The organism is Thioalkalivibrio sp. XN279, assembly GCF_011089885.1.
Classification (GTDB): Bacteria; Pseudomonadota; Gammaproteobacteria; order Steroidobacterales; family XN24; genus XN24.
Window position 1 is genome coordinate 40,895 of sequence record NZ_JAANBD010000028.1, and the last position, 24,929, is coordinate 65,823.

The 24,929-nt window shown below is 69.8% G+C and carries 22 protein-coding genes; 1 reads left to right on the forward strand and 21 read right to left on the reverse strand.

Features of this window, described 5'->3' with window-relative positions; all coding sequences use genetic code 11:
- The first annotated feature begins 27 nt into the window (after positions 1-27).
- Positions 28-549, forward strand: a complete 522-nt coding sequence (locus G8346_RS09870) for a Smr/MutS family protein (RefSeq protein ID WP_166050764.1) — start codon at positions 28-30, stop codon at positions 547-549.
- Positions 550-916: 367 nt separating this feature from the next.
- Here the strand turns inward: G8346_RS09870 and truD are convergent, their stop codons facing one another.
- The 21 genes from truD to uppS form a co-directional block, all read right to left on the reverse strand.
- Positions 917-1,918 carry a tRNA pseudouridine(13) synthase TruD gene (truD, locus tag G8346_RS09875; RefSeq protein ID WP_166050765.1) on the reverse strand — a complete coding sequence of 334 codons (1,002 nt, stop codon included), beginning with the start codon at positions 1,916-1,918 and terminating at the stop codon, positions 917-919.
- A 29-nt stretch (positions 1,919-1,947) separates the two neighbouring features.
- Positions 1,948-2,424, reverse strand: coding sequence for a 2-C-methyl-D-erythritol 2,4-cyclodiphosphate synthase (gene ispF, locus G8346_RS09880; RefSeq protein WP_304940781.1), 477 nt, complete (start codon positions 2,422-2,424; stop codon positions 1,948-1,950).
- On the reverse strand, positions 2,424-3,122 hold the full coding sequence (gene ispD / locus G8346_RS09885) for a 2-C-methyl-D-erythritol 4-phosphate cytidylyltransferase (RefSeq protein WP_206202726.1): 699 nt from the start codon (positions 3,120-3,122) through the stop codon (positions 2,424-2,426). Before ispD ends, ispF begins: the two co-directional genes overlap by 1 nt.
- Complete coding sequence (gene ftsB / locus G8346_RS09890) at positions 3,119-3,427, reverse strand: cell division protein FtsB (RefSeq protein WP_166050771.1); 309 nt, start codon at positions 3,425-3,427, stop codon at positions 3,119-3,121. The genes ispD and ftsB overlap by 4 nt, the downstream gene beginning before the upstream one ends.
- Positions 3,428-3,445: 18 nt before the next feature.
- Positions 3,446-4,732 carry a phosphopyruvate hydratase gene (gene eno / locus G8346_RS09895; RefSeq protein WP_166050773.1) on the reverse strand — a complete coding sequence of 429 codons (1,287 nt, stop codon included), beginning with the start codon at positions 4,730-4,732 and terminating at the stop codon, positions 3,446-3,448.
- Positions 4,733-4,745: 13 nt separating this feature from the next.
- Positions 4,746-5,576, reverse strand: coding sequence for a 3-deoxy-8-phosphooctulonate synthase (gene kdsA, locus G8346_RS09900; RefSeq protein ID WP_166050775.1), 831 nt, complete (start codon positions 5,574-5,576; stop codon positions 4,746-4,748).
- Positions 5,573-7,222 (reverse strand): CTP synthase, encoded by a 1,650-nt coding sequence (locus G8346_RS09905; protein ID WP_166050777.1) that lies wholly within the window; start codon positions 7,220-7,222, stop codon positions 5,573-5,575. Before G8346_RS09905 ends, kdsA begins: the two co-directional genes overlap by 4 nt.
- A 63-nt stretch (positions 7,223-7,285) precedes the next feature.
- Positions 7,286-8,677, reverse strand: a complete 1,392-nt coding sequence (gene tilS / locus G8346_RS09910; RefSeq protein ID WP_166050779.1) for a tRNA lysidine(34) synthetase TilS — start codon at positions 8,675-8,677, stop codon at positions 7,286-7,288.
- A gap of 503 nt (positions 8,678-9,180) precedes the next feature.
- Positions 9,181-10,140 (reverse strand): acetyl-CoA carboxylase carboxyltransferase subunit alpha, encoded by a 960-nt coding sequence (locus G8346_RS09915; protein WP_166050782.1) that lies wholly within the window; start codon positions 10,138-10,140, stop codon positions 9,181-9,183.
- A gap of 58 nt (positions 10,141-10,198) precedes the next feature.
- The gene (gene dnaE, locus G8346_RS09920; protein ID WP_166050784.1) at positions 10,199-13,699 is read right to left on the reverse strand and encodes a DNA polymerase III subunit alpha; all 3,501 of its coding nucleotides are present in this window, start codon (positions 13,697-13,699) and stop codon (positions 10,199-10,201) included.
- Positions 13,696-14,268: a ribonuclease HII gene (gene rnhB, locus G8346_RS09925; protein WP_166051862.1), complete on the reverse strand. Its 573-nt coding sequence runs from the start codon at positions 14,266-14,268 to the stop codon at positions 13,696-13,698. Before rnhB ends, dnaE begins: the two co-directional genes overlap by 4 nt.
- 29 nt (positions 14,269-14,297) lie before the next feature.
- Positions 14,298-15,518 carry a lipid-A-disaccharide synthase gene (gene lpxB / locus G8346_RS09930; protein ID WP_206202687.1) on the reverse strand — a complete coding sequence of 407 codons (1,221 nt, stop codon included), beginning with the start codon at positions 15,516-15,518 and terminating at the stop codon, positions 14,298-14,300.
- Between the two features lie 11 nt (positions 15,519-15,529).
- Positions 15,530-16,300, reverse strand: a complete 771-nt coding sequence (gene lpxA, locus G8346_RS09935; RefSeq protein WP_166050786.1) for an acyl-ACP--UDP-N-acetylglucosamine O-acyltransferase — start codon at positions 16,298-16,300, stop codon at positions 15,530-15,532.
- On the reverse strand, positions 16,297-16,755 hold the full coding sequence (gene fabZ / locus G8346_RS09940) for a 3-hydroxyacyl-ACP dehydratase FabZ (protein ID WP_166050788.1): 459 nt from the start codon (positions 16,753-16,755) through the stop codon (positions 16,297-16,299). Before fabZ ends, lpxA begins: the two co-directional genes overlap by 4 nt.
- Complete coding sequence (gene lpxD, locus G8346_RS09945) at positions 16,748-17,776, reverse strand: UDP-3-O-(3-hydroxymyristoyl)glucosamine N-acyltransferase (protein ID WP_166050790.1); 1,029 nt, start codon at positions 17,774-17,776, stop codon at positions 16,748-16,750. Before lpxD ends, fabZ begins: the two co-directional genes overlap by 8 nt.
- Before the next feature lie 15 nt (positions 17,777-17,791).
- Entirely contained in the window at positions 17,792-18,313 is a 522-nt protein-coding gene (locus tag G8346_RS09950; RefSeq protein ID WP_166050792.1) for an OmpH family outer membrane protein, read from the reverse strand.
- Between the two features lie 60 nt (positions 18,314-18,373).
- On the reverse strand, positions 18,374-20,755 hold the full coding sequence (gene bamA / locus G8346_RS09955) for an outer membrane protein assembly factor BamA (RefSeq protein WP_166050794.1): 2,382 nt from the start codon (positions 20,753-20,755) through the stop codon (positions 18,374-18,376).
- 7 nt (positions 20,756-20,762) lie between these two features.
- Positions 20,763-22,130, reverse strand: a complete 1,368-nt coding sequence (gene rseP, locus G8346_RS09960; RefSeq protein ID WP_166050796.1) for an RIP metalloprotease RseP — start codon at positions 22,128-22,130, stop codon at positions 20,763-20,765.
- 53 nt (positions 22,131-22,183) lie between these two features.
- Positions 22,184-23,365 carry a 1-deoxy-D-xylulose-5-phosphate reductoisomerase gene (gene ispC, locus G8346_RS09965; protein WP_166050798.1) on the reverse strand — a complete coding sequence of 394 codons (1,182 nt, stop codon included), beginning with the start codon at positions 23,363-23,365 and terminating at the stop codon, positions 22,184-22,186.
- A gap of 10 nt (positions 23,366-23,375) precedes the next feature.
- On the reverse strand, positions 23,376-24,176 hold the full coding sequence (locus tag G8346_RS09970) for a phosphatidate cytidylyltransferase (RefSeq protein WP_166050800.1): 801 nt from the start codon (positions 24,174-24,176) through the stop codon (positions 23,376-23,378).
- On the reverse strand, positions 24,170-24,916 hold the full coding sequence (gene uppS, locus G8346_RS09975) for a polyprenyl diphosphate synthase (protein WP_370520596.1): 747 nt from the start codon (positions 24,914-24,916) through the stop codon (positions 24,170-24,172). The genes G8346_RS09970 and uppS overlap by 7 nt, the downstream gene beginning before the upstream one ends.
- Positions 24,917-24,929 lie beyond the last annotated feature (13 nt).

Consider the following 24,929-nt stretch of genomic DNA (forward strand, 5'->3'; position numbering starts at 1 on the left):
ACCGGCGAGCCACGGGAGGAACCAGCGATGAGCCCCTCAGACGACGACCGCGAGCTGTTCCGCAAGGCCGTCGAGGACGTCCGGCCCATCGCAGGCCGCGAAGAGCCCCCGGCGCGCCCGACGCCCCCGCCGCGCGCCCGTTTCCGCCGCCGTGACGAGGCCGAGGTGCTCGCAGAGAGCCTGGCCGCCGATCCGGAAGCCGAAGGCGAGACCGGTGAGCACCTGGGCTTTCGCCGCCCGCAGGTTGGCTTGCCGCTGTTCCGCAAGCTGCGCCGCGGCGAGATCAGCGTGCGCGACGAGATCGATCTGCACGGCCTCACCGCAGCGGAAGCCCGCGCCGCGCTGTACGAGTTCCTCGCCGAGGCCGGCCGCCTCAACTTCCGCTGCGTGCGCGTGATCCACGGCAAGGGCAAGCGCTCGGGCCACGGCGGGCCGGTCATCAAGCGCAAGATCGGGCGCTGGCTGCAGCTGCGCGAGGACGTGCTGGCTTATTGCTCGGCGCGGCCGGTGGACGGCGGCACGGGCGCTGTCTACGTCCTGCTCGGCTGACGGCCTGCTCGGCTGACAGTCAGTTCGGCGAGGGCTCCGGGGGCTGGGCCGCGACCTCGTCATGTTCCCTCTTGGCTCAGATGCCTGCGAGTGAACATGACGAGTCCGCGCCCCTGCTTCGCGGGTTCACTCGGATTCCTGCCATCGCCACGACGGTGGCCGTCGGACCTCACTGACCCAAAGCCCTGGCGGTCCGCCTCGCGCGTGTCGGCCGAGGCATAGGCGCCGACTGTGCGCCTTTGTCATTATCCCGACCACGACACAGTGGCAGCGGCCGTGCACGCCTCGCGCGCAGGCATCTGAGCCAAGCGGGAGGCGTGCGCGGTCGCTGTCGCGGTCAGGGATGGCGGGGGGATCGCCGGGGCGATCAGTCGACGTCGAGCAGCTCGCGCAGCACGGCCGTGGCGAACGCCCCGGCGGGCAGGCTGAAAGACAGCTCGAGGACATCGTCCTCGGTGCGCCACGCGAGCTCTGCCACGCGCAGGCGCAGCGACCGCCGCTCCTGCTCCAGCCCGTGCGCCGCGAGTCCCGCGGCGAATAGCGGGAAGCGGGCGGCGACGACGCGCTCGAGTTCGGCGCCGGGGCCGTGGCCGGGCGGTTCGCCCTGGCCCCAAAGCGGACCCGTGGGATGCACGTCCAGCGCCGCGAGACGGGCAGGCAACGCGTCGTCGCCGGCCTCGGCGATGAACCAGCTGCCGCTGCCGTCGAGCTGCACGGGGTCGCCCGCTGCCGCTGTCTCCCAGCTACCCGCTGATATGCGCGCGGCGAGGACCGCGTTGAAGATCAGCGAACGCGCCGCCGACAGGGCGAATCCGCGCTCGTCACGCCGTGGGCGCAGCTCGCCGCTGAACCAGCGCTCTGCAAGGCGCAGGTTGCCCTGCTCGCGACCGAAGCGCTGCGGGCCGAAGGCATTGGGCACGCCGCGCGTCGCGATCGCCCGCAGGCGCGGCTCGAGCAGGCCCGGGTCGGCTTCCAGCCCGGTGACACGCAGGCGAAAAGTGTTCCCGCGCAGCGCGCCGCGCTTGAGCTTGCGGTCGTGCGACCGCCATTCGAGCAATTCCACGCCCTCGATCATGAGCGCGGCGGGATCCGGATGCCGGCCACCGGGACAAAGCACGCTGAACCACTGCTCAGTGACGGCATGGCGGTCCTTGAGGCCGGCGTAGCCGACGTCGTGGCGCGGCCGCCCGGCCCAGCGCGCGAGCTGCCCCGCCACCCAGGCCGTGTTGCAGCCCGTCTCGCGCAGCCGCAGGAAGAGATGCTCGCCCTCACCTTTCAGGGCGAAGCTGAGCTCCTCGGTGACGACGAAATCCGCGGGCTCCGCACGAATACGGCCTTTGCCGGCCGGGCCGCCGAAGGCGAACGGCAAATCACGCCAGGGATCGAAGGCTGGCTGGCTCAGGAGGCTTCCTCGAGCAGTGCCACGGCATGCGCCGCCAGGCCTTCACCGCGCCCGATGTAGCCGAGACGTTCAGTGGTGGTCGCCTTGACGTTGACGCGCGCCGCGGCGATGGCGAGGTCGGCGGCGATGCGCTCGCGCATCTGCGGGATGTGCGCCGCCATGCGCGGCGCCTGCGCGACGATGGTGACATCCGCGTTGGCGACGCGCAGGCCGTGCTCCGCGACACGCGCAACCACGGCGCGCAGCAGGTCGCGGCTGTCCGCGCCTTTCCATTGCGCGTCGGTGTCCGGGAACATGCCGCCGATGTCGCCCAGCCCGGCGGCGCCGAGCAGCGCGTCGCACAGCGCGTGCAGCGCAACGTCACCGTCGGAATGCGCCACCACGCCGCGCTCGTGCGGGATGGCCACGCCACCGACGTGCACCACGTCGCCCTCCCCGAAGGCGTGAACGTCGAATCCATGGCCTATGCGCATCATTTCTCCTCGCGGGACCGCAGCACCGCGTCGGCCAGCGCCAGGTCTTCCGGCGTGGTCACCTTGAGGTTCGCGCCTGAACCCGCCACCAGTGCCGGGCGATGCCCGGCCCGCTCCATCGCCGCGGCCTCGTCGGTGACGGGCTCACCGGCCTCGACAGCATCGGCCAGCGCCCGGCGCAACAGCCCGTAGCGAAACATCTGCGGCGTCAGCGCGCGCCACAACTTCTCGCGCGGGACAGTTCCCACGACGCGGTGTTCATCATCCGCCTGCTTGAGGGTATCCGCCAGCGGCAACGCCAGCAGCCCGCCGACCGGGTCGTTGCCGATCTCCGCGAACAAGGACTCGAGATCCGCTGACGAAAGGCAGGGACGCGCCGCGTCGTGCACCAGCACCCAGTCGTCCTCCGCCGCGCGGTCAGCGAGCGCTTCGAGGCCGCTGAGCACGGAGTGGCAGCGCTCGACACCGCCCGGCGCGGTGAGGATCCGCGGCCCGGGGGAGACGGCCTCCTGCCAGCGCCTGTCCCCGGCCGCGATGACGAGCACCACCGCGTCGATGCGCGAGCAGCTCAGCAACGGGGCCAGGGAGTGAGCGAGCAGGGGCCGTCCGCGCAGCGGCAGGTACTGCTTGGCGGTCGCTGCGCCCATCCTGCGCCCGCTGCCGGCGGCGGGCACGACGGCCCAGGCGCGCGCCATCAGCGCCCCCCGGACACGGCGTCGAGCGATGCTTCCTCGAGCTCGACGACCTGGAACAGGGTCTCGCCCTCGCGGATCATGCCCAGTTCACTGCGCGCGATCTCCTGCACCGCGTCCAGGCCGGTCTTGAGATCGGAGACCTCGGCCGCCAACGCGCGGTTGCGTTCGCGCAAGGCTGCGTTCTCCACCTCCTGGGCCGCCACCTGCTCGTCCAGCCGCCAGGCCGCGCGGTAGCCGCCGTCGGACACCCACAGGCGCACCTGGAGAAGGAGCAGCAGCGCCGCCAGGATGAGGATCACCGCCCGCACTCGCGGCCCTGGCCCGCCTCAGCCGCCGCTGAGCGGCAGTGCCGCGCGGCCCGGATAGCGGGCCGAAGCGCCCAGCTCTTCCTCGATGCGCAGCAGCTGGTTGTACTTGGCGACGCGATCGGAACGCGACAGCGAACCGGTCTTGATCTGCGTCGCCGGGGTCGCCACCGCGATGTCGGCGATGGTCGCGTCCTCGGTCTCGCCGGAACGGTGCGACACGACGGCGCTGAAGCCGGCCGCATCCGCCATGGCAATGGCCTCGAGCGTCTCCGTGAGGGTGCCGATCTGGTTCACCTTGATGAGGATGGAGTTGGCGATGCCCTCGTCGATGCCGCGCTTGAGGATCTTCGTGTTGGTGACGAACAGGTCGTCGCCGACCAGCTGCACCTTCTTGCCAAGGCGCTCGGTCAGCAGCTTCCAGCCGGCCCAGTCGTCCTCGGCCATGCCGTCCTCGACGGAGACGATGGGATAGCTCGCCACCAGGCCCTGCAGGTAGTCGCAGAAACCGGCGGCGTCGAACTCGCGGTTCTCAGAGGCGAGCCGGTACACGCCGTCGGCATAGAACTCGGAGCTGGCCACGTCGAGCGCCAGCACGATGTCCTCGCCCGTCTTGAAGCCGGCCTTTTCGATCGCAGCCAGGATGGTCTCCAGCGCCGCCTCGTTGGACGGCAGGTCGGGCGCGAAGCCGCCCTCGTCGCCCACCGCCGTAGCGAGCTTGCGCGACAGCAGCACGGCCTTGAGAGCGTGGAAGATCTCCGCGCCGTAACGCAGCGCTTCGGAGAAGCTCGGCGCGCCGACGGGCATGATCATGAACTCCTGGATGTCGACGCTGTTGTCGGCATGCGAGCCGCCGTTGATGATGTTCATCATCGGCACCGGCATGGCGAAATCGCCGCCGGTGTGCAGGTAGCGGAACAACGACTGGCCGCTCGCTGCTGCTGCCGCCTTGGCCGCGGCCAGGGACACGGCAAGGATCGCGTTGGCGCCGAGGCGGCCCTTGTTGTCGGTGCCGTCGAGCTCGATCAGGCGGCGATCGAGCGCCTGCTGGTCGTTCGCATCCATGCCTTCGACGGCGGCACGGATCTCGCCGTTGACGTTGGCCACGGCCTTCTGCACACCCTTGCCGAGGTAGCGGGACTTGTCGCCGTCACGCAGCTCGACGGCCTCACGCGTGCCGGTGGACGCACCGGAGGGCACGCCGGCGCGGCCCATGAAGCCACCCTCCAGCATGACGTCGGCCTCGACGGTGGGGTTGCCGCGCGAATCCAGGATCTCGCGCCCGCGCACTTCTACGATCTTTGCCATTGGTTTTTCTCCGCTACTGCATCTCGTCGAAGGGCCGCGCCTTGACGGTCTCGTCGAGCACCTTGAGCGTCTCCAGCAATCCCTCGAGCCGGTCCAGCGGCCATGCATTGGGACCGTCCGAGAGGGCATTCGCCGGGTCGGGGTGGGTTTCCATGAACAGGCCCGATACGCCGGCTGCCACGGCCGCGCGCGCCAGCACCGGCACGAACTCGCGTTGCCCGCCCGAGGCGGAGCCCTTGCCGCCGGGCAGCTGCACCGAGTGTGTGGCGTCGAAGACCACGGGTGCGCCGGTCTCGCGCATCACCGCCAGGGCGCGCATGTCGGAGACCAGGTTGTTGTAACCGAAGGTGAAGCCGCGCTCGCAGGCCATGACCTGCTCGTTGCCGGTGGAGCGCGCCTTGTCGATGACGTTCTTCATTTCCCAGGGCGAAAGGAACTGGCCTTTCTTGATGTTCACCGGCCTGCCCTGCGAGCAGGCGGCGACGATGAAATTGGTCTGGCGGCACAGGAACGCCGGCGTCTGCAGCACGTCCACCACGGCTGCGACCTCGCCCAGCGGCGTGTCCTCGTGGATGTCGGTCAGCACCGGCACGCCGATCTCGCGCTTCACCGCCTCGAGGATCTTCAAGCCCTCTTCCATGCCCGGGCCGCGGAAGCTGCCGATGGAGGAGCGGTTCGCCTTGTCGAAGGACGACTTGTAGATGAACGGCACGCCGACGCGGGCCGTGATCTCCTTCAGCCGCCCGGCCGTCTCGAGCGAGAACTCCCTGCCCTCGATGACGCAGGGCCCGGCGATGAGGAACAGCGGGCGGTCGAGGCCCACCTCGAAGCCGCACAACTTCATGCCGGCACCGCCTCGGCCTCTTCATACTGCCGCCGCACGCGCGCCGCCTCGATGAAGCCGGAGAACAGCGGGTGGCCGTCGCGCGGGTTGGAAGTGAACTCGGGATGGAACTGGCAGGCGACGAACCACGGGTGTTCCGGCAGCTCGACCATCTCGCACAGGCCGTCCTGCGACCAGCCCGACATCACCAGGCCGGCCCGCTCGAGCGGCTCGCGGTAGTTGTTGTTGAACTCGTAGCGATGGCGGTGGCGCTCGACGATGCTGTCCTTGCCATAGATGGCGGCGACGCGGCTGCCGGGGCTCAGCAGGCATTCCTGACCGCCCAGGCGCATGGTGCCGCCGAGATCGGAGCCCGCATCGCGCTTCTCCAGCGCACCCGTGCGGTCCATCCACTCGGTGATCAGCGCGATCACGGGATGCGGCGTGTCCGGCTTGAATTCCGTGCTGTGCGCGCCCTCGAGCCCGGCCACGTGGCGCGCGTACTCGATCACCGCGATCTGCAGGCCGAGGCAAATCCCGAGGTAGGGCACGCCCTGCTCGCGGGCATATTGCGCGGCGATGATCTTGCCCTCGATACCGCGGTCGCCGAACCCGCCCGGGACCAGGATCGCGTCCATGCCGTGCAGGCGGTCGGTATTGCCGTCGCGCTCGATCTGCTCGGCCTCGACGAAGTGGATCTTCACCTTGGTGCGGGTGTGGATGCCGGCGTGGATCAGTGCCTCGTTGAGCGACATGTACGAGTCCTGGAAGTCCACGTACTTGCCCACCATGGCGATGTCCACGCGGTGCAGCGGGTTGGCCTTGGCGTCCACCACGGCCTGCCACTCCGACAGGTCCGCCGGCGGCGCCTCGATGCGCAGCTTGTCGCAGATGATGTCGTCGAGATGCTGGCCGTTGAGCATCAGCGGGATCTTGTAGATGTCGTCCACGTCGCGGCAGGAGATGACCGCCTTCTCCTCCACGTTCGTGAACAGCGCAATCTTGCGCCGCTGGTCGGCCGGCAGCGCGCGATCGGAGCGGCACAGCAACACGTCGGGCTGGATGCCGATGCTGCGCAGCTCCTTCACCGAGTGCTGGGTCGGCTTGGTCTTGGTCTCGCCCGAGGCAGCGATGTAAGGCACCAGTGTCAGGTGCATGTACGCGACGCGCTCGCGCCCGAGCTCCACGCCCATCTGGCGGATGGCTTCGAGGAAGGGCAGCGACTCGATGTCGCCGACCGTGCCGCCGATCTCCACCATGCAGACGTCGGCGCCGCCGGCGCCCGCATGCACGCTGCGCTTGATTTCGTCGGTGATGTGGGGGATGACCTGCACCGTGGCGCCGAGATACTCGCCGCGCCGCTCCTTGGCGATGACGGTCTGGTAGATCTTGCCGGTGGTGAAGTTGCTATGCCGCGAGGTCACCGTGCTTACGAAGCGCTCGTAGTGACCCAGGTCCAGGTCGGTCTCGGTGCCGTCGTTGGTGACGAACACCTCGCCGTGCTGGAACGGGCTCATGGTGCCGGGATCCACGTTGATGTAAGGATCCAGCTTGATCATGCTGACTTTGAGGCCGCGGGCCTCGAGGATGGCGCCCAGGGACGCCGAGGCGATGCCTTTCCCAAGAGAGGAAACTACGCCGCCGGTTACGAAGACGAAACGGGTCATCAGGAATACCGCCGTTCAGGAGGAATGGCGCGCCACCGGCGCGTGAAACGACGGGAAGTCAGGTTAGCAGAAGGCCGCTCCGCCCACAATGAATTCCTCCGCGCCGGGCAGCTCGCACCTCTCCCAGCGCAGGCGCCAGGCCGGCTCCCCCGCAGGCGCCCACCACGCGGCGTCAACCCACTGCGCGCCTGCTGCCGCCAGCGCGCCGCCGATCTCCAGCAGCGGCATGCGCGTCCGGATCCACGGCGGCACCCCCGCGTCCTGCAGCAACTTTTTCAGCGCGCGCGATCCTGCGCGCCCCGGCAGCTCGAGCCGTTCCCCGCCGCGCCGCGCCACCACCCGCCACGGCCCGGCTGCCAGCGCCTTGCCTGCCAGCCCGCCGCGGTCGCTCGGGACCAGGGCGAGCGTGCCGAGACCCGGGCCCAACGCGAGCGGCTGGCGCGGATCGGGCCAGTCCAGCGCCCCCGCCGGTTCGGGCAAGGCATGTGCCGGGGCGAGCCAGAGCAGGTCGCCGTGACGCAGGGCCACGACCTCGCCCCACTCCACCTGCGGCTGCGCGTCCGGGGCCGCCTCCAGCACTTGCGCCAGCAAGGTGGCCAGCCGGCGCTCGTCCGGCACCGCCAGCCCCAGCTGGCGTGCCTGCCAGCGCGCCAGGTTGCGCTGCCTTCCCGCGGACAGTCCCCGCAGGGCCGATAGGCGAATCGCATGTCCCGCCACGCAGTGCGCTGCATCCAGCGCCGCCAGCTCGTCCAGCAGGCCCGACGCTTCCGCGCAGTGGCGCGCGCTGCGCCCGGCCGCCGCCGCGGCACCAGGCCAGTGCGCGCGCAGCGCCGGCAGCACCTCGCTGCGCAGGTGATTGCGCGCGTAGCGCAGCTCCTCGTTGGCCGGATCGAGGAGCCAGCCGGAGAGACCCTCGCGCGCAGCCCAGTCGGCCAGCGCGGCACGCGTGAAGCCCAGCAACGGCCTGAGATGCAGCCCGGGGCCGAAGCTCGCTGCCGCCGGCATCGCCGCCAGCCCGGCCACGCCCGCGCCGCGCAACAGCTGGATCAGCACCGTCTCGAGCTGGTCGTCGGCATGGTGCGCCGTGAGCAGTGCCTCGCCGCGCTCCAGCGCCTCCGCCAGCGCCGCGTAGCGAACTTCCCGCGCTCGCGCTTCCGGACTTTCACCCGGGGCCGGGCGCGCATCGACCCGCAGTACGGTCAACGGCACGCCCAGGCGCACGCACAACGCTTCGCAATGCCGCGCCCAGCCATCCGCATCCTGATGCAGGCCGTGATGCACGTGGATCGCCCGCAGCCCGTCGCCTGGCAGCCGGTCACGCAGCCGGCACAAGGCCTCGAGCAGCACCGTGGAGTCCAGCCCGCCGCTCAGCGCCACGCAGAGGCGCCGGGCGGCGGCCTGCGCGTCGATCGCAGCGAGCGTGTCCCGCAGCGCGGTCGGGCTGAAAGCGTTCATGGCGGCTATTCTGCCCCGCGCGGCTGCCCGGTGCGACGGAGCTTCACCAGCGCGACCGCGGGCAGCACCGTGCAGGGCCCCTCCCGGGGCCGCTGTGAATACGTCCCTGTACGCTCGCTCGCGCACGTCCTGTGCGCGAGCGCCCCGCGACGGGCCATGCGCGTTCCCGCCCGCTGCGTGGTCAGAGGGGACGCCCCGTGCCCCGCGGAGCATCGAGGCAGGGCCCGGAATGAACGTAATGCGCCGATCCGGACTGGCCCGCCCGGCGGCTCCCATGGTGAAGCCGCGACGGCGCGCCCGGATGCCGGCTACGGCAGCTTGGGTGGCGGGCACAGGCGCCTGGCGGGGGCATGGGGTGGGCGGGGGACGTCACCTGCGCGCCGGGAGGCGCTCGCGCACAGGACGTGCGCGAGCGAGCCTACATGGACGTATTCACGGCGTCCGCCCGGGGCGCAGGTGACGGCCTCCGCCAGGAGCCCGGTGGCCGGCGCGCCAGGGACCAGTCAGCCCTCGCGGAAATCCCCATAACCGACCAGCCGCTCATACCGCTGCGCCAGCAGCTGGTCGCGCGGCAAGTCATCCAGCTGGGCCAGGTGCTGCGCCAGCCGCTTGCGCAAGGTTGCCGCCATGGCGTCGTAGTTGCGGTGCGCGCCGCCGAGCGGCTCGGGCACGACCTCGTCGATCAGGCCGAGCTCGTGCAGCTTCTGCGCGGTGATGCCCATGGCCTCGGCGGCGTCGGCCGATTTCTCCGCGCTCTTCCACAGGATGGAGGCGCAGCCCTCGGGAGAGATGACGGAGTAAATGCTGTACTGGAGCATCAGTACGCGGTCGGCGACGCCGATGGCAAGCGCGCCGCCGGAGCCGCCTTCGCCGATGACCACGGCGAGGATGGGCGTCTTCAGGTCGGACATCTCGAGCAGGTTGCGGGCGATGGCCTCGCTCTGCCCGCGCTCCTCGGCGCCGACACCGGGATAGGCGCCCGGGGTGTCGATGAAGGTGATCACCGGCAGGCCGAACTTCTCCGCCAGGTGCATCAGCCGCAACGCCTTGCGGTAGCCCTCCGGGCGGGGCATGCCGAAGTTGCGCTGTACCTTGGCCTTGGTGTCGCGGCCTTTCTGCTGGCCGATGACCATCACCGGTCGGCCGTCGAAACGCGCCAGCCCGCCCACGATGGCGGCGTCGTCGGCGTAGGTGCGATCGCCGTGGAGCTCCTCGAAATCGGTGAACAGGCGCTCGATGTAGTCCAGCGTGTAGGGTCGCTGGGGATGGCGCGCGACCTGCGATACCTGCCACGCGCTGAGCGCGGAGAAAATGCTGCGCGTCAGGGCGTCGCTCTTCGCCTTGAGCTTCTTGATCTCCGAGGAGATGTTGACCTGGGAGTCGTCGCCGACAAAGCGCAGCTCGTCGATCTTCGCCTCGAGTTCGGCGATGGGTTGTTCAAAATCAAGGAAATTCAGGTTCATGGGCGCTGTCGCAGGGCGTTCAGGATGCTGAAATTAACATACTCGCGGGCGGTGGCGTTCAGTGCGCCGGCTCGCCGTAAAGCATGCGCACGTTGTCCGGCCCGAGGAGAGCGCCGGCCCGGTGCAGCAGTTCCAGTCCGGGGCGCACGCGCCACTGCTCGCCCAGCTGCACGCGCGCCGTCGCCGTCTCACCACGATAAACCAGGGTCACCGGGCAGCCGCCGCCGCGGAAAGGCTCCAGCGCATGTTGCAGCTCGGCCACGAATCCGGGCGCCGGCTTGTCACAGCGCAGCATGAGCCGCCGCCCGCGCTCGGCCATGGCGGTGTCGAGGTCCACCACGCGCTTGGCCGTGAGGCGCCAGTCGTCGATGAAATCGTCGAAGCGCAGGTTGCCTTCGGCGATGACGATGGCGTCCTTGGCGACCACGTGACGGCACTGCTGGTAGGTCTCCTCGAACATGGTGACCTCCAGCCGGCCGCTGCGATCGTCCAGCACCAGCGTGATCCGGTTGCCGCGACGGCGCATGTCGACGATGAGCCCGGCGACGACGAGATCCCGGCGCCCGGCGGCGTAGCTGCGCTCGCCCTCGGCGGGACGGTCCGCCGCGAGCTCGCCGATGCGCGTCCCGGCCAGGGCCGCGAGGTCGTGTGCCACTTCGTCCACCGGATGCCCGGTGAGGAACAGCCCGAGGGTGTCGCGTTCGCCGGCCAGGCGCTCGGCCGAGCTCCAGTCGGGCAGCGCCTCGCCCTCGTCGGGGGGATCGCCGGCGCGACTGGGACCGGGCGCGGGCGCGATGCCGAACAGGTCTTCCTGCCCCGCAGCCGCTGCGCGCGCGCTCTGCTCGGCGTGGCCGATAGCCCCCGGCAGGCGGTGCATGAGAGTGGCGCGGTTCGGCCCGATGCTGTCCAGCGCGCCGGCGCGGATCAGCGCCTCGATGGTGCGGCGGTTGACGCGCTGCAGGTCGATGCGGGAGCAGAAGCCGGTCAGCGAGCTGAAGCGGCCACCCTGCTCGCGCTCGTCGATGATGGCCTGGACCGCGGCGTGGCCCACGCCCTTGATGGCGCCCAGGCCGTAGCGCAGGCGGCCCGTGCCGGCGACGTTGAAGGTGTGCTCGGACTCGTTCACGTCCGGCGGCGCCACCTCCAGGCCCATCTGGTGGCACTCGTCGATGAGGGTGACGATCTTGTCGGTGTGGTCCATGTCGGTGGACAACACCGAGGCCATGAAGGCTTCCGGGTAATGCGCCTTCAGCCACGCGGTCTGGTAGGACAGCATGGCGTAAGCCGCGGAGTGGCTCTTGTTGAAGCCGTAGCCGGCGAACTTCTCCATCAGGTCGAAGATGTGCGTGGCCGTGCCGCGATCCACCTCGCGCGCCACCGCGCCGTCGACGAAAATCGAGCGCTGCTTGGCCATCTCCTCGGCTTTCTTCTTGCCCATGGCACGGCGCAGCAGGTCGGCGGCGCCCAGGCTGTAACCGGCCAGCACCTGCGCGATCTGCATCACCTGCTCCTGGTACAGGATGACGCCGTAGGTCGGCTTGAGCACCGGCTCCAGCTCGGGATGGAAGTAATCGATGGGGCCGTCCTGGCGGCCGTGCTTGCGGTTGATGTAGTCGTCCACCATGCCGGACTGCAGCGGGCCGGGGCGGAACAACGCCACCAGGGCGACGATGTCGTCGAAGCTGTCCGGCTGCAAGCGCTTGATGAGGTCTTTCATGCCGCGCGATTCAAGCTGGAACACGGCGGTGGTGCGGCAGGCGCGCAGCAGCTGGAAAGTGGGCGTGTCGTCCAGCGGGATGCGCGCCATGTCCAGCGCCTCTTCGCCCGCCCGGGCACGCAGGTCGTTCACGCGATGCACCGCCCGGTCGATGATGGTCAGCGTGCGCAGGCCGAGGAAGTCGAACTTCACCAGGCCCGCCGCTTCGACGTCGTCCTTGTCGAACTGGGTGACCGGCGCCTCGCTGCCTTCTTCGCAGTACAGCGGGGTGAAGTCGGTCAGGACCGTCGGCGCGATCACCACGCCGCCGGCGTGGCGCCCGGCGTTGCGCGCCAGGCCCTCGAGCGACTTCGCCAGGTCGATCAGTCCCCGGACCTCGTCCTCCTCCTCGTAGAGGCGCCTGAGCTCCGGCTCCTGGGCCAGCGCCTTGTCCAGCGTCATGCCGACCTCGAAGGGGATCAGCTTGGCGATGCGGTCGGTGAAACCGTAGGGATGGCCCAGCACGCGGCCCACGTCACGCACCACGGCCTTCGCCGCCATGCTGCCGTAGGTGATGATCTGGGCCACGCTGTCCCGGCCGTAGCGCTGCGCGACGTAATCGATCACGCGGTCGCGGCCGTTGATGCAGAAGTCGATGTCGAAGTCCGGCATCGACACCCGCTCTGGATTGAGAAACCGCTCGAAGAGAAGGTCGTAACGCAATGGATCTAAATCAGTTATTCCAAGAACGAAGGCGACCAGCGAGCCCGCGCCCGAGCCGCGCCCCGGTCCCACGGGGATGTCGTTGTCCTTGGCCCAGCGGATGAAGTCCGCGACGATGAGGAAGTAACCGGGGAAGCCCATGTCGCAGATGACGTCGAGCTCCCGCTCGAGCCGGGCCCGGTAGGCCGCGGCGTCGTCGCCCGGGTTGTCGGCCAGCAAGGCGTCGAGGCGCTGCGCCATTGCGCTGGCCGAGAGCTTGCGCAGGTGACTGGCCGCATCCTCCCCCGCCGGCACCGGGAAATCGGGGAGGAAAGTCTCGCCCAGGCGCAGGTCCATGCTGCAGCGCCGGGCGATCTCGACACTGTTCTCCAGCGCCTCCGGCAAGTCGGCGAACAGCGCCGCCATGTCCGCGGCGCTCTTGAGGTACTGTTCCGCGCTGTAATCGCGCGGCCGGCGCGGGTCGCTGAGGGTATGTCCCTGGTGGATGCAGACGCGCGCCTCGTGGGCGTCGAAGTCGTCGGCGTGGAGGAAGCGCACATCGTTGGTGGCCACCACGGGCGTGCCGGTGGCCGCCGCCAGGCTCACTGCCTCCGCGACATGGTACTCGTCGCCCTCGCGCCCGGTGCGCTGCAGTTCGAGGTAGTAGCTGCCGGGGAAGCGCGCGCGCCAGAACTCCAGGCACTCCGCGGCGGTGTCCTTGCGTCCCGACATCAGGGCGCGGCCGACGTCGCCTTCGCGGGCGGCGGAGAGCGCCACGAGACCGGCGCAGGCCTCCGGATCCAGCCACTCGCGCTGCACCAGCACCTGGCCGAGGCGGCGGCCCTCGAGGTAGGCACGGCTGAGCAGGCGGCAGAGGTTTCTGTAACCGCGGTCGTCGCGGCACAACAATGCCAGCCGGGTCGGGTGGCGGGGGTCGCCCGGCTCGTCGATCCAGATGTCGGCGCCTACCAGCGGCTTCACGCCTTGTTTCAGTGCGCCGCGATAGAACTTCACCATGCCGAACAGGTTCACCTGGTCGGTCACCGCCACTGCGGGCATGCCCAGTTCCGCCACGCGCTGCAGCAACTGCGGGATACGGATGACGCTGTCGGCCAGCGAGTACTCGGTGTGCAACCGCAGGTGGATGAAGCCCGCGCTCATCGTCCCGCCCTCGCCAGCAGCTCCGCCACCGGCGCGAAGCTGCGCCGATGCGCAGCGCAGGGCCCGAGCCTGCGCAATGCGTCCCGGTGTGCCGCTGTGGGATAGCCCTTGTGCTGGGCGAAACCGTAGCCCGGGTAGCGAGGTTCGAGGCGCTCCATCCAGGCGTCGCGCCAGGTCTTGGCGAGGATGGACGCAGCGCTGATGGCCGGCACGCTCGCGTCACCGCCGATCACCGCCTCGACCCGCAGCGTGGCCGCAAAGCGCGGGCAGCGGTTGCCATCCACCATCACGTGCTGCGGCGCCGGCGCCAGCCGCTCCACGGCCCGGCGCATGGCCAGCAGGCTCGCGGCAAGGATGTTCAAGGCGTCGATCTCCGCGCTGTCGGCCCACGCGATGGCCCAGCCGGCCGCACGCGCCCGGATCAAGGCGGCGAGCTCGATGCGATCCGCGGCGGCGAGGCGCTTGGAATCGGCGAGCCCGTCGATCTCGCACTCCGGGTGCAGGATCACCGCCGCCGCCACCACGGGCCCCGCCAGCGGTCCCCGGCCCGCCTCGTCGACGCCGGCCATGCGCCGCGCAACAGCCTGCAGCGGCACGCTCACGGGCTCGTCTCCGGCGCCGTGGGCGGCCACCGTCCTGCCATCGCCAGCACGGCCTCGGCCGCCTGGCGGTCCGCATCGCGGCGCAACAGCTGGTGCAGGTCGGTGAAGCGGGCCTCCAGCCGCGCCCGGCGCGGCGCGTCGTCCAGCAGCGCTTCGGCCTCGCCCGCGATCCGCTCCGGCGTAGCGGCGTCCTGGATCAGCTCCGGCACCAGCATCTCGCCGGCGAGGAGGTTCGGCAGCGCAAAGCGCTCCGTCTTCATCAGCCGCAGCCCGCGCACGATCCCGGCCGTCAGCGGTGCCACCCGGTAAGCGACCACCATCGGCCGCTTCAACAGGGCCGCCTCCAGGGTGGCCGTGCCGGAGGCCAGCAGCACGATATCGGCGGCCGCCATCACCGTGCGCGAGCGCCCTTCCACCAGGCGCACCTCCACGCCCGGGGCGTGCGCCGCAAGTTGCGCGCCGAAACGCGCGCGCAGTGACGGCGAGGCCATGGCCGCGATGAAGCGGATTCCGGGCCGGCGCGCTGCGAGCAATCCGGCGGCCGCAGCCAGCAGCCCGCCGACGCGTTCCACCTCGCCGTGGCGGCTGCCCGGCAGCAGCGCCACCAGGGGCCCCTGCCCGGCCTGGTCGACACCCAGTTCGAGCCGCGCCGCCGCGTGGTTCGGCTGCAACGGGATGTCGTCCGCCATGGGGTGGCCGACGAAGCGGGCCGCCACCCCGTGGGCCGCGTACAGCTCCGGTTCGAAGGGCAGCAGGCACAGCACCTCGTCGACGGCGCGCGCGATGGCGTGCACGCGCCCGGGGCGCCAGGCCCAGATGGAGGGACTGACGTAGTGCATGGTGCGCACGCCGCGCGCACGCAGGCGCCGCTCCAGGCCGAGGTTGAAGTCGGGCGCGTCGATGCCCACCACGACGTGGGGGCGAAAGCGCTCGAAGGCGCCTAGGAGCCCGCGTCGCAACGCCAGCAGGCCAGGCAGGTGGCGCAGGACCTCGGCCAGGCCCATGACGGAAAGCTGCTCCATCGGCGCCCAGCTCCGTACGCCCGCGGCCTGCATGGCCGGCCCCGCGATACCCTCCAGCCGGGCATCCGGATAGCGTCGGAGCAGCGCCCGCGCGAGGCCAGCGCCGAGCAGGTCGCCGGACGCCTCGCCCGCGACCAGGCCGATGCGCAGCCCGCCGGGCGGCCAGGAAGATGATTGAACGCCGTGGCCAGGCATTGCGCGCCCGGCTAGCGAACGATACTGCGGTTGGAATCGCGGATCGAGGCGACGAAGATCTCGAGCTCGGGCTGCTCCGCGGCGAGCCGTTCCAGCTCCGCCAGCGCCTCCGCCAGCTTCAGCCCGCTGCGATAGAGCACCTTGTAGGCGTGCCGGATGTTGGCGATCTGTTGCGCCGAAAATCCGCGTCGCTTGAGGCCCTCGCTGTTGATGCCGTGCGGCGCCGGCGGCGTGCCGGCCACCATCACGTAGGCGGGCACGTCCTGGCTCAACCCGGCGTACTTGCCGAGGAAGGCGTGCGCGCCGACGCGGCAGAACTGGTGCAGGCCGGAGAAGCCGCCGAAAATCACCCAGTCGTCGACGTGGCAATGGCCGGCGAGGGCCACGTTGTTGGCGAGAATGATGTTGTTGCCCAGTACGCAGTCGTGGGCGATGTGCACGTAAGCCATGATCCAGTTGTCGTTGCCGATCACGGTCTCGCCCTGGTCCTGCACCGTGCCGCGATTGATGGTCACGCACTCGCGGATGGTGTTGCGGTCGCCGATCACCAGGCGCGTCGGCTCCCCGGCGTACTTCTTGTCCTGCGGTTCGTCGCCGATGGAGGCGAACTGGAAAATACGGTTCTCGCGGCCGATGACGGTCGGCCCGCGGATGACGACATGCGGGCCGATGACGCTGCCGGCGCCGATCTCGACGTCGGCGCCGATGACGGTGTAGGGACCGACCTCGACGTTCTCGTGAATGCGGGCGCTGGATGCGATGACGGCGGTGGGATGGATCACTGCTGCCCGCCCTCCGGCGCGATCATGATCTCGGCCGAGGCCACGCGGCGGCCGTCCACGAAGGCCTCCGTGCTGAAGCGCCAGATGGTGCGGATGCGACGCCCGTAGGTGGCCTTGAGCACGAGCTGGTCGCCGGGACCGACCGGCGCGCGGAAGCGGGTCTTGTCGATGCCCACGAAGTAGAAGGCGAAACTCTCGTCAGGCTCGACGCCGGCGGTACGAAAGGCGAGCACGCCCGCCGCCTGGGCCATGGCCTCGACGATGAGCACGCCGGGCATCACCGGGCGGGAGGGGAAATGGCCCTGGAAGAACGGCTCGTTGATGGTGACGTTCTTGATCGCCGTCAGGTCCTTGCCCGGGGTGTGCTCGAGCACCCGGTCGATGAGCAGGAACGGGTAGCGATGCGGCAGGTAAATCATGATGCGCTGGAGATCCAGCGCGCTGTCTTCAGTCATCCTCGGCCTCTCCAGTGCCGCGCTCCAGGCGCGCCACGCGTTTTGCCAGCTTGTCCAGCTGGCGGAACCGTGCCGCGTTGCGGCGCCACTGCGCGGCTTCGTCCAACGGCAATGCCCCCGAGTATACGCCCGGCTCGCGGATCGAATGGCTCACCATGCTCAGGCCCGTGATCACCACGCCGTCGGCGATTTCGATGTGCCCCGCAATGCCCACGGCGCCGGCGATCATGCAGTTGCGACCGATGGTCGTGCTGCCCGAGATGCCGGCGCAGCCGGCCACCACGGTGTGCGCCCCGATGCGCACGTTGTGGGCCACCTGGATCTGGTTGTCGAGCTTGACGCCGTCCTCGATCACGGTGTCCTCGATGGCGCCGCGATCGATGGTGGTGTTGGCGCCGATTTCCACGTCGTCGCCGATCACCACGCTGCCGACCTGGGGCACCTTGATCCAGCCGGCCGGCTCGCGTGCGATGCCGAAGCCGTCGGCACCGATCACCACGCCCGGGTGCACCAGCACGCGCGCGCCGAGACGCACGCCGTGGCACAGCGTGACGCTGGCGACCAGGCGGCTGCCCGGGCCCACCTCGGCGCCCGCGCCCACCACGCAATTCGGGCCGATCCAGGCGCCCGCACCGACGCGCGCTCCGGCCTCGATCACGGCACCAGGCGCGACCCCGGCGTCGGCGGCCACCTCGGCGCCTGCAGCGACGTGGGCGGCCGGGCTGATCCCGGGGGTGAACTCCGGCGCCGGGTGCAGGTCCGCGGCAATACGCGCATAGGCGGCGTAAGGATTCTGCGCCACCAGCACCGGCACTGCGCACTCGTCCGCAAGGGCCGGCTCGAGGACGACCGCCCCTGCGCGCGTCGTGGCCAGGTACTTGCGATAGCGCGGGTTGGCGAGAAAGGACACCGCGTCGGGGCCGGCGCCGTGCAGCGTACCGACGCGCTCAACCCGCGCGTCCGGGTCACCGCGCAACTCGAGGCCGTGGCGGACGGCGAGCTCGGCCAGGCTCCGGCTCATGCGCGTCGGTCGCGCTCAGCCGCCCTGGTGGCGTCGCTGCAGGACCTGCAGGACCTGCTGCGTGATGTCGAGCGAGTCGCTGGCGTGGATGAAGCCCTCGACCAGGACCAGGTCGAAACCCTGTGCCTGCCCGTAGGACTGGATCTCGGAAATGAACAGGCGCTGCAGCTCGCCAAGACGCTCGTTGCGGCGCAGGTTCACGTCCTCGACGAACTCGTTCTGGGCGCGCTGGAAGTCACGCTGCCCGTCGCGGAACTGCTGCTCCAGGCGACGGCGCTCCTCGTCCGACATGAAGTCGTCGGACTTCTGCAACCGCTCCTGGATCCCCACCAGCTCCTCCTGCTTGGCGCGCAACTCGCGCTCGCGCGGCGCGAACTCCTCGGTGAGAGAGCGCTGCAGGGCCAGCGCCTGCGGCGCCTCTTCGAACAGCCGGTTGAGCTTGACCACGCCGATGCGTGCCTCCGCGGCCGCCGTGACCGGGACCGCGACCAGCGCCGCCAACAGCAGCGCAGCGAAAATACGAGTGAATGCGTTCATGCTTGTGCGTTCCTTAATTGCAAATCTTGCGGGTCGTCTCGGACCCCTGCCGGCCCGGCTTCAGAAGGCCGAGCCCACGGTGAACTGGAAGCTTTCCGTCCGGTCGCCCGGCTCGTCGTTGATCGGGAAAGCGTAACTGAACCTGAACAGCCCCAGCGGCGCCAGCCATTGCACGGATACGCCCGTGGAATAGCGCATGTTGGAGAAGTCGAAGGTGTTGTCGATCGGCTCTCCGGTCACCCGGTCAAAGAACGGCGTCGTGTCGGTGGAGAATATATTACCGGCGTCGAAGAACAAACTTAAACGCGTGGTATTGCCGACCTCGCCCGGCAGGGGGAACACCATCTCGACTTGCGAACTGACTTCGAGGTTGCCACCGAAGGGATTCTGGTTGGTGTCGCGCGGGCCGAGCCAGCCTTCGCGGAAGCCGCGCACCGAGCCGGGGCCGCCGCCGAAATAGCGCCGGAAGGGCGGGATTTCAGTGGTATCCCCGAGGGCCTCCGCGTAGGCCACTTCGCCGTTCCACTCGAGGAAGGTCGGACCGATGAAGGGGAAGTACTGCAATGCGTCCAGCCGGACCGTGTAGTACTCCACCGAGCTGCCGGGGACGGTGTAGTTCAGCGAGATGCGATGACGCGCCCCGCGATCGGCGAAGAACACGCGGTTGCGTGTGTCGTAGATCCAGCCCAGCACCAGCTCATAGGACTGGAACTGCGTCTCGAACAAGGTGCCGCCGCTGACGTCCCGCTCCCTGGAGTCGCCATTCAGCTGCACCCAGCGCAGGGACTGGAAGGGACTGGAGGCGTTGGTCAGGAGGCGCGAGTCATAAAGCTGCATGCCGAAGCGCAGGCGCGTGTACTCCGAGATGGGGTAGCCGTACTCGAGACCGAGCGACGCCGTCTTGGTGCCGAACTCGGACGCGCCGGAGACGAACTGCGTGATGTCGCGGTAGGATGCGGACACGGTGCGCGAGACGCCGTCGGGCGTCACGTAGGGATCGGTGTGCAGGAAGCTGTACACGGTCGAGAAGCGGCCGGTGTTGAGGTCCGCCTCGATGCGATTGCCGGTGCCGAGAAAGTTCGTGTGCACGAAATTGGCGTTGAAAATGACGCCCTGCAGGCCCGAGTAACCGATGCCGCCGCCGAAGCTGCCCGGCAGTCCCTCCTTGACCGCGAACTCGACGTCCACGAGGTCGTCGCTGCCGGCCACGGGATAGGTCTCGCGCTGCACGTCCTCGAGGTACGGCAGGCGACGCAGGCGCTGCTCGGAACGCTCCAGGGCGCGGTTGGACAGGTACGCGCCCTCCAGCTGCCGCATCTCGCGACGCAGCACCTCGTCGTTGGTCGAACTGGTGCCGGCGAAACTGATGCGCCGCACGTAGGCCCGCTTGCCCGGCTCGATGTAGAACGTGACCGAGACCTCGTTGGTCCCCGGCGTGACGGTCGGCACCGGGTCGACGCGGGCAAAGGCAAACCCGTCCTCGCCGAGACGGAAGGTCATGAGCTCCGCGGTCTGGGTGAGCTGGCGCCGGGAGAACGTGTCGCCGGGCTTGGTCAGTATCAGGGCGCGGAGCTGCTCCTCCGGTACCGCCGTCTTGCCGGCGATCCTGACCTCCGAGATGCGATGCGGCTCGCCCTCGGTGACGTTGATGGTGATGAAGATGTCCTGGCGGTCGGGCGAAATCTGGACCTGCGTGGAATCGACCTCGAAATTGGCGTAGCCGCGGTCCATGTAGAAAGACTGCAGCGTCTCCAGGTCGCCCACCAGCGACTCGCGCGCGTAGCGGTCGTCCTGGCGATACCAGGACAGCCAGTTGCGCGTGCGCAGCTGGAATTCATCCAGCAGCTCATCGTCGCTGAAGACCTCGTTGCCGACGATCGCCACCTGGCGGATGCGCGCACGCTCCCCTTCCTGGATGTTGATGCTGATGTCGACCGTGTTCTCGGCCTCGTTCTCGACCACCTGCGTGTCGATGATCACGCCGTACTTGCCGCGGCTGTAGTACTGGTCGGTCATGAAGCGCTCGACCTCGTCCAGCACCGGCCGGTCGAAAGTGCGCCCGCGCGCGAGGCCGACGCCTTGCAGCGACTCCTCCAGGTCCTCGGTCTTGATGTCCTTGTTGCCGCTGATGGTGAGACGGCGGATGGAGGGGCGCTCGCGCACCGCGATCACCAGCGTGTCGCCGTCGCGACGGAACTCGACGTCGGAAAACAGCCCGGTGCCGAACACGGCACGGATCGCCTCCTGCACGCGCGCGCTGTCGATCCGGTCCCCGATGCTGATGGGCAGGTAATTGAACACCGTGCCTTCGGCGATGCGCTGCAGTCCCTCGACGCGCATGTCGCGCACCGTGAATGCCTCGCTGTCCTGCGCCGCCGCGCCGCCGGTCCATCCCAGCACCAGCAGGCACGCCAACAGCCCTGTCCGCAAGAGTTGCTTCACTGTCACCTCAGCCGGCAGCAATGCGCGCGATGTCGTTGTAAAAGGCGAATGTCATCAGCATCAGCAGCAGCGCGATGCCCACCTGCTGGCCCACCAGCTGGGCGCGCTCCGACACCGGGCTGCCCTTGGCGAGCTCGATGCACTGGTAGACGATCTGGCCGCCGTCCAGCATGGGGATGGGCAGCAGGTTGATGATGCCGAGACTGATGCTGACGATGGCCAGGAAGCTGGCGAAGGCCGTGAGCCCTGCCGCCGCGGTGAAGCCGGCGGCCTGGGCGATATTGATCGGCCCGCTGATGTTTTTCACCGACACCTGTCCCATCACCATCCGCGCCATCATGGTCACGGTGAGCGCGGACATGCGCCAGGTCTCACCCATCGCCTTGCCGACCGCAGCCACCGGACCGTAGCGCTGCTCGGTGCGTACCGGGTCCCAAAGCTCAGGCGTCACTTGCGGACCCGCGCCGATGCGGCCGACCTGCTGCCCTTCCTCGTCCGCGGCGCCGATGAACAGCTCGACCCGCTGCGGCTGCCCGTCGCGCTCGATGAGCAGGGCCACGGTTTCGCCGGGGCGCTCGCGCACGAAGGTCACCCAGCCGGCCCAGTCCTCGATCGGCTCGCCGGCGGCACTGACCACCCGGTCGCCGCCCTGCAGGCCCGAAGCGGCCGCGGTCCCTTCCGGCAAGAGCTCACCGATCACGGCAGGAATGCGCGGGCGCCACGGCGCCAGTCCGAGCTCCGGGAACATGGCCCCGGGCTCGGTCAAGGCTTGCGTGTCGCCCGCGTAGACCAGGCGCGCCTCGCGCTGCAGCCCGCTCTCGTCCTCGACCAGCAGGGTCGCACGTCCGCCCGGCACCATCGCCCCGAGCAGCTCCAACTGCGCGTCCATGAGCGTTGCCGTCACCACGTCGTCCACGGCCACGATGCGGTCGCCCTGCTCCAGCCCGGCCTCGGCTGCCGGCGAGCCCGGCGTGATCTCGCCGACCACCGGCTGCACCGCGGGCACGCCGGCGACGAACATAGCCCAGTAGGCCACGATGGCGAAAAGAAAATTGAAGGCCGGCCCGGCGAACAGCACGGCGATGCGCCGCTGCGGCGACTGGCGGTTGAAACAGCGCGGCAGGTCCTCGGGCGCCACCCCACCCTCGCGCTCGTCGAGCATCTTCACGTAGCCGCCCAGCGGGATGGCGGAGATCCAGTACTCCGTGCCGTCGCGCCCGGTGCGTTGCCACAGCGCATTGCCGAAACCGATGGAAAAGCGCAATACCTTGATGCCGAGCCGGCGCGCCACCCAGAAATGGCCGAACTCGTGCACCGCAACCAGCACGCTGATCGCGACCACGAAGGCCAGCACTGATGTGAGTATTTCGCTCAACTTGTCGTCCGGTTCACCAAGAGGATCCCGCCGCGTCGCTGCCGCGGGAAGGTTTAGAGTGCCAAAGTCCTGATTTTCTCCGCGGCCGCATCCCGGCTGTGCACATCCAGCGCGAGGATGGAATCGAGGTCGCGCGGCTCAGGCCCGGCATATTGTGCCAGAACCGACTCGATCACCGCGGCAATGTCGGTAAAGCCGATGCGCCCCTCAAGGAATGCGGCCACCGCGACCTCGTTGGCCGCGTTCAGCGCCACCGGTGCGCCGGCGTCGCCCGCGGCGGCCTGCATGGCCAGCGCGAGACACGGGAAACGTACCGGATCCGCCGGGCGGAAACTGAGCTGGCCGCGCGCCGCCAGGTCCAGTGGCGCGACGCCGGAGTGGATGCGCTCCGGCCAGGCCAGGGCGTGGGCGATGGGCGTGCGCATGTCGGGATTGCCCAGCTGGGCGAGGACCGAGCCGTCGCGGTACTCGACCAGCGAGTGGATGATGCTCTCCGGGTGCACCACCACCTCGACACGCTCCACGCCGACGCCGAACAGGCGGCAGGCCTCGATGATCTCCAGCCCCTTGTTCATCATCGTGGCCGAGTCCACCGAGATCTTGCGGCCCATCTCCCAGTTGGGATGGGCGCAGGCCTGCTCGGGCGTAACGGCGGCGAGCGCCTCCAGCGGGGTGTCGAGGAATGGCCCGCCCGAGGCGGTCAGCAGCAGCCGCGTGACGCCGGCCGCGTCGGGGTCCGCGTCGCCACTCGGCGGCAGGCACTGGAACAGCGCGTTGTGCTCGCTGTCGATGGGCACCAGCTCGCCCCCGGACTCGGCCAGCGCCGCCCGCAGCAGCCCGCCCGCCATCACCACCGCCTCCTTGTTCGCCAGCAGCACGCGCTTGCCGGCACGGGCCGCGGCCAGCGTCGGCAGCAAGCCCGCGGCGCCGACGATGGCGGCCATGACAAACTCCACGTCGGGCCGGGACGCGGCCTCGGCCAGCGCCTCGGCGCCGGCGTGGACCTCGACCGACAACCCCTCCGCCGCGACGGCGGCCCGGAGTTGTCGCGCGGCCTCCGGGTCCGCCAGCACGGCCACGTCCGGCTGGAAGCGCCGGCATTGCTCGAGCAGCAGCGTCCAGTTACGGCACCCGGTGAGTGCGCGCACCGCGAAACGCCCGGGATTGCGTGCCACCACGTCCAGGGTGCTGACGCCGATGCTGCCGGTCGCGCCGAGGATCGCCAGTCCCTTCACGCGCCCGCCCTCACGCCGGCACCAGCCAGCGCACACCGAGCACGAATACCGGGATGGCCGCCAGCAGGCTGTCGATGCGATCGAGCACCCCGCCGTGACCGGGGAAGACCTGGCCCGTATCCTTCAGGCCGGCCGTGCGCTTGAGCATGCTGATGCCGAGGTCGCCGACCACCGAGACGCCGGCCGCCGCGAGCGAGAGGGCCACCAGGGCCAGCGGCGGCACCTGGAACCACCAGGCCGCGCCGGTCGCCACCAGCGCCACCAGGCAGAGTCCGCCGACCAGGCCCTCCCAGGTCTTTTTCGGGCTGATCTGCGGCGCCAGCTTGACCCGGCCGAGGAAACGGCCGGCGAAATAGGCGCCGACGTCCGCCGCCGCCACCACGACGAACATGTACAGCACCCATTGCGGGCCTAAGCCGCGGGTCTTCAACAGCCAGGCGAAAGCGAGCCAGGCGAGGGGCAACAGCACCAGGCCGCCGGCCAGCACCACCGGCCGCGGCAGGCGCAGCGGGAAGCGGGTGAGCAGCAAGGCCACCACGCCCCACAGCGCCAGGTGCACCCAGAGCAGCCCCTGCGGCATGTGGCCCGTGGGCATCCACCACGCCAGCCAGCCGATGACCAGCGCCATGGCGAAGGTATAGGCCGCACGCGGCACCCCGCCGCTCACCTCGGCCAGCCCCGACCATTCCCAGGCCGCCACCAGCAGCAGGATGCCGAACAGCACCACGCCGACGTCCTTGGAGGCGAAGAACAGCACGGTGAGCAGTGCCGCGACCAGCAGCAAGGCGGTGATGATGCGTTCCTTCAGCATGCGTCCTCGCCCTCTTCCGCCACCAGTTGCTCCGAGGTCAGGCCGAAGCGCCGCTCCACGGCGGCGAACCGCGCCAGGGCCGCGTCCAGCTCCGCCTCGCCGAAGTCAGGCCACAGGCAGTCCGTGAACCAGCATTCCGAGTACGCCAGGTTCCACAAAAGGAAATTGCTGATGCGATGCTCGCCGCCGGTGCGGATCAGGAGGTCGGGATCCGGCATGCCGGCCAGCGCCAGCCGCTGCGCGAGGTGCGCCTCGTCCACCTGGTCCGGGGCCAGCTCGCCCGCCGCCACGTCGTCGGCCAGCGCGCGCGCCGCCTGGGCGATGTCCCAGCGCCCGCCGTACGCGAGGGCCACGACCAGCACCAGGCGCGCATTGTCGCGCGTGCGTTCCTCGGCCGCCGCCATGCGCGCCTGCAATTCCGCAGACAGGCTGGAGCGGTCGCCGATGAAACGCAGGCGCACGCCGTTGCCGTGCAGCTCGTCGACCTCGCGTTCCAGCGCCTCGAGGAACAGCCGCATCAGGGCCCCGACCTCGCGCTGGGGACGACGCCAGTTCTCGCTGGAGAAAGCGAACAGGCTCAGGTGCGAAATGCCGCGCCGGGCGCAGGCCTCGACCACGGCGCGCGCAGCGCGTACGCCGGCGCGATGGCCGGCCTGGCGCGGCATCATGCGCTGTCGCGCCCAGCGGCCGTTGCCATCCATGATGATGGCGACGTGGACGGGCGTGGCGGTAGGGTTCACTTGTGGAGACGCG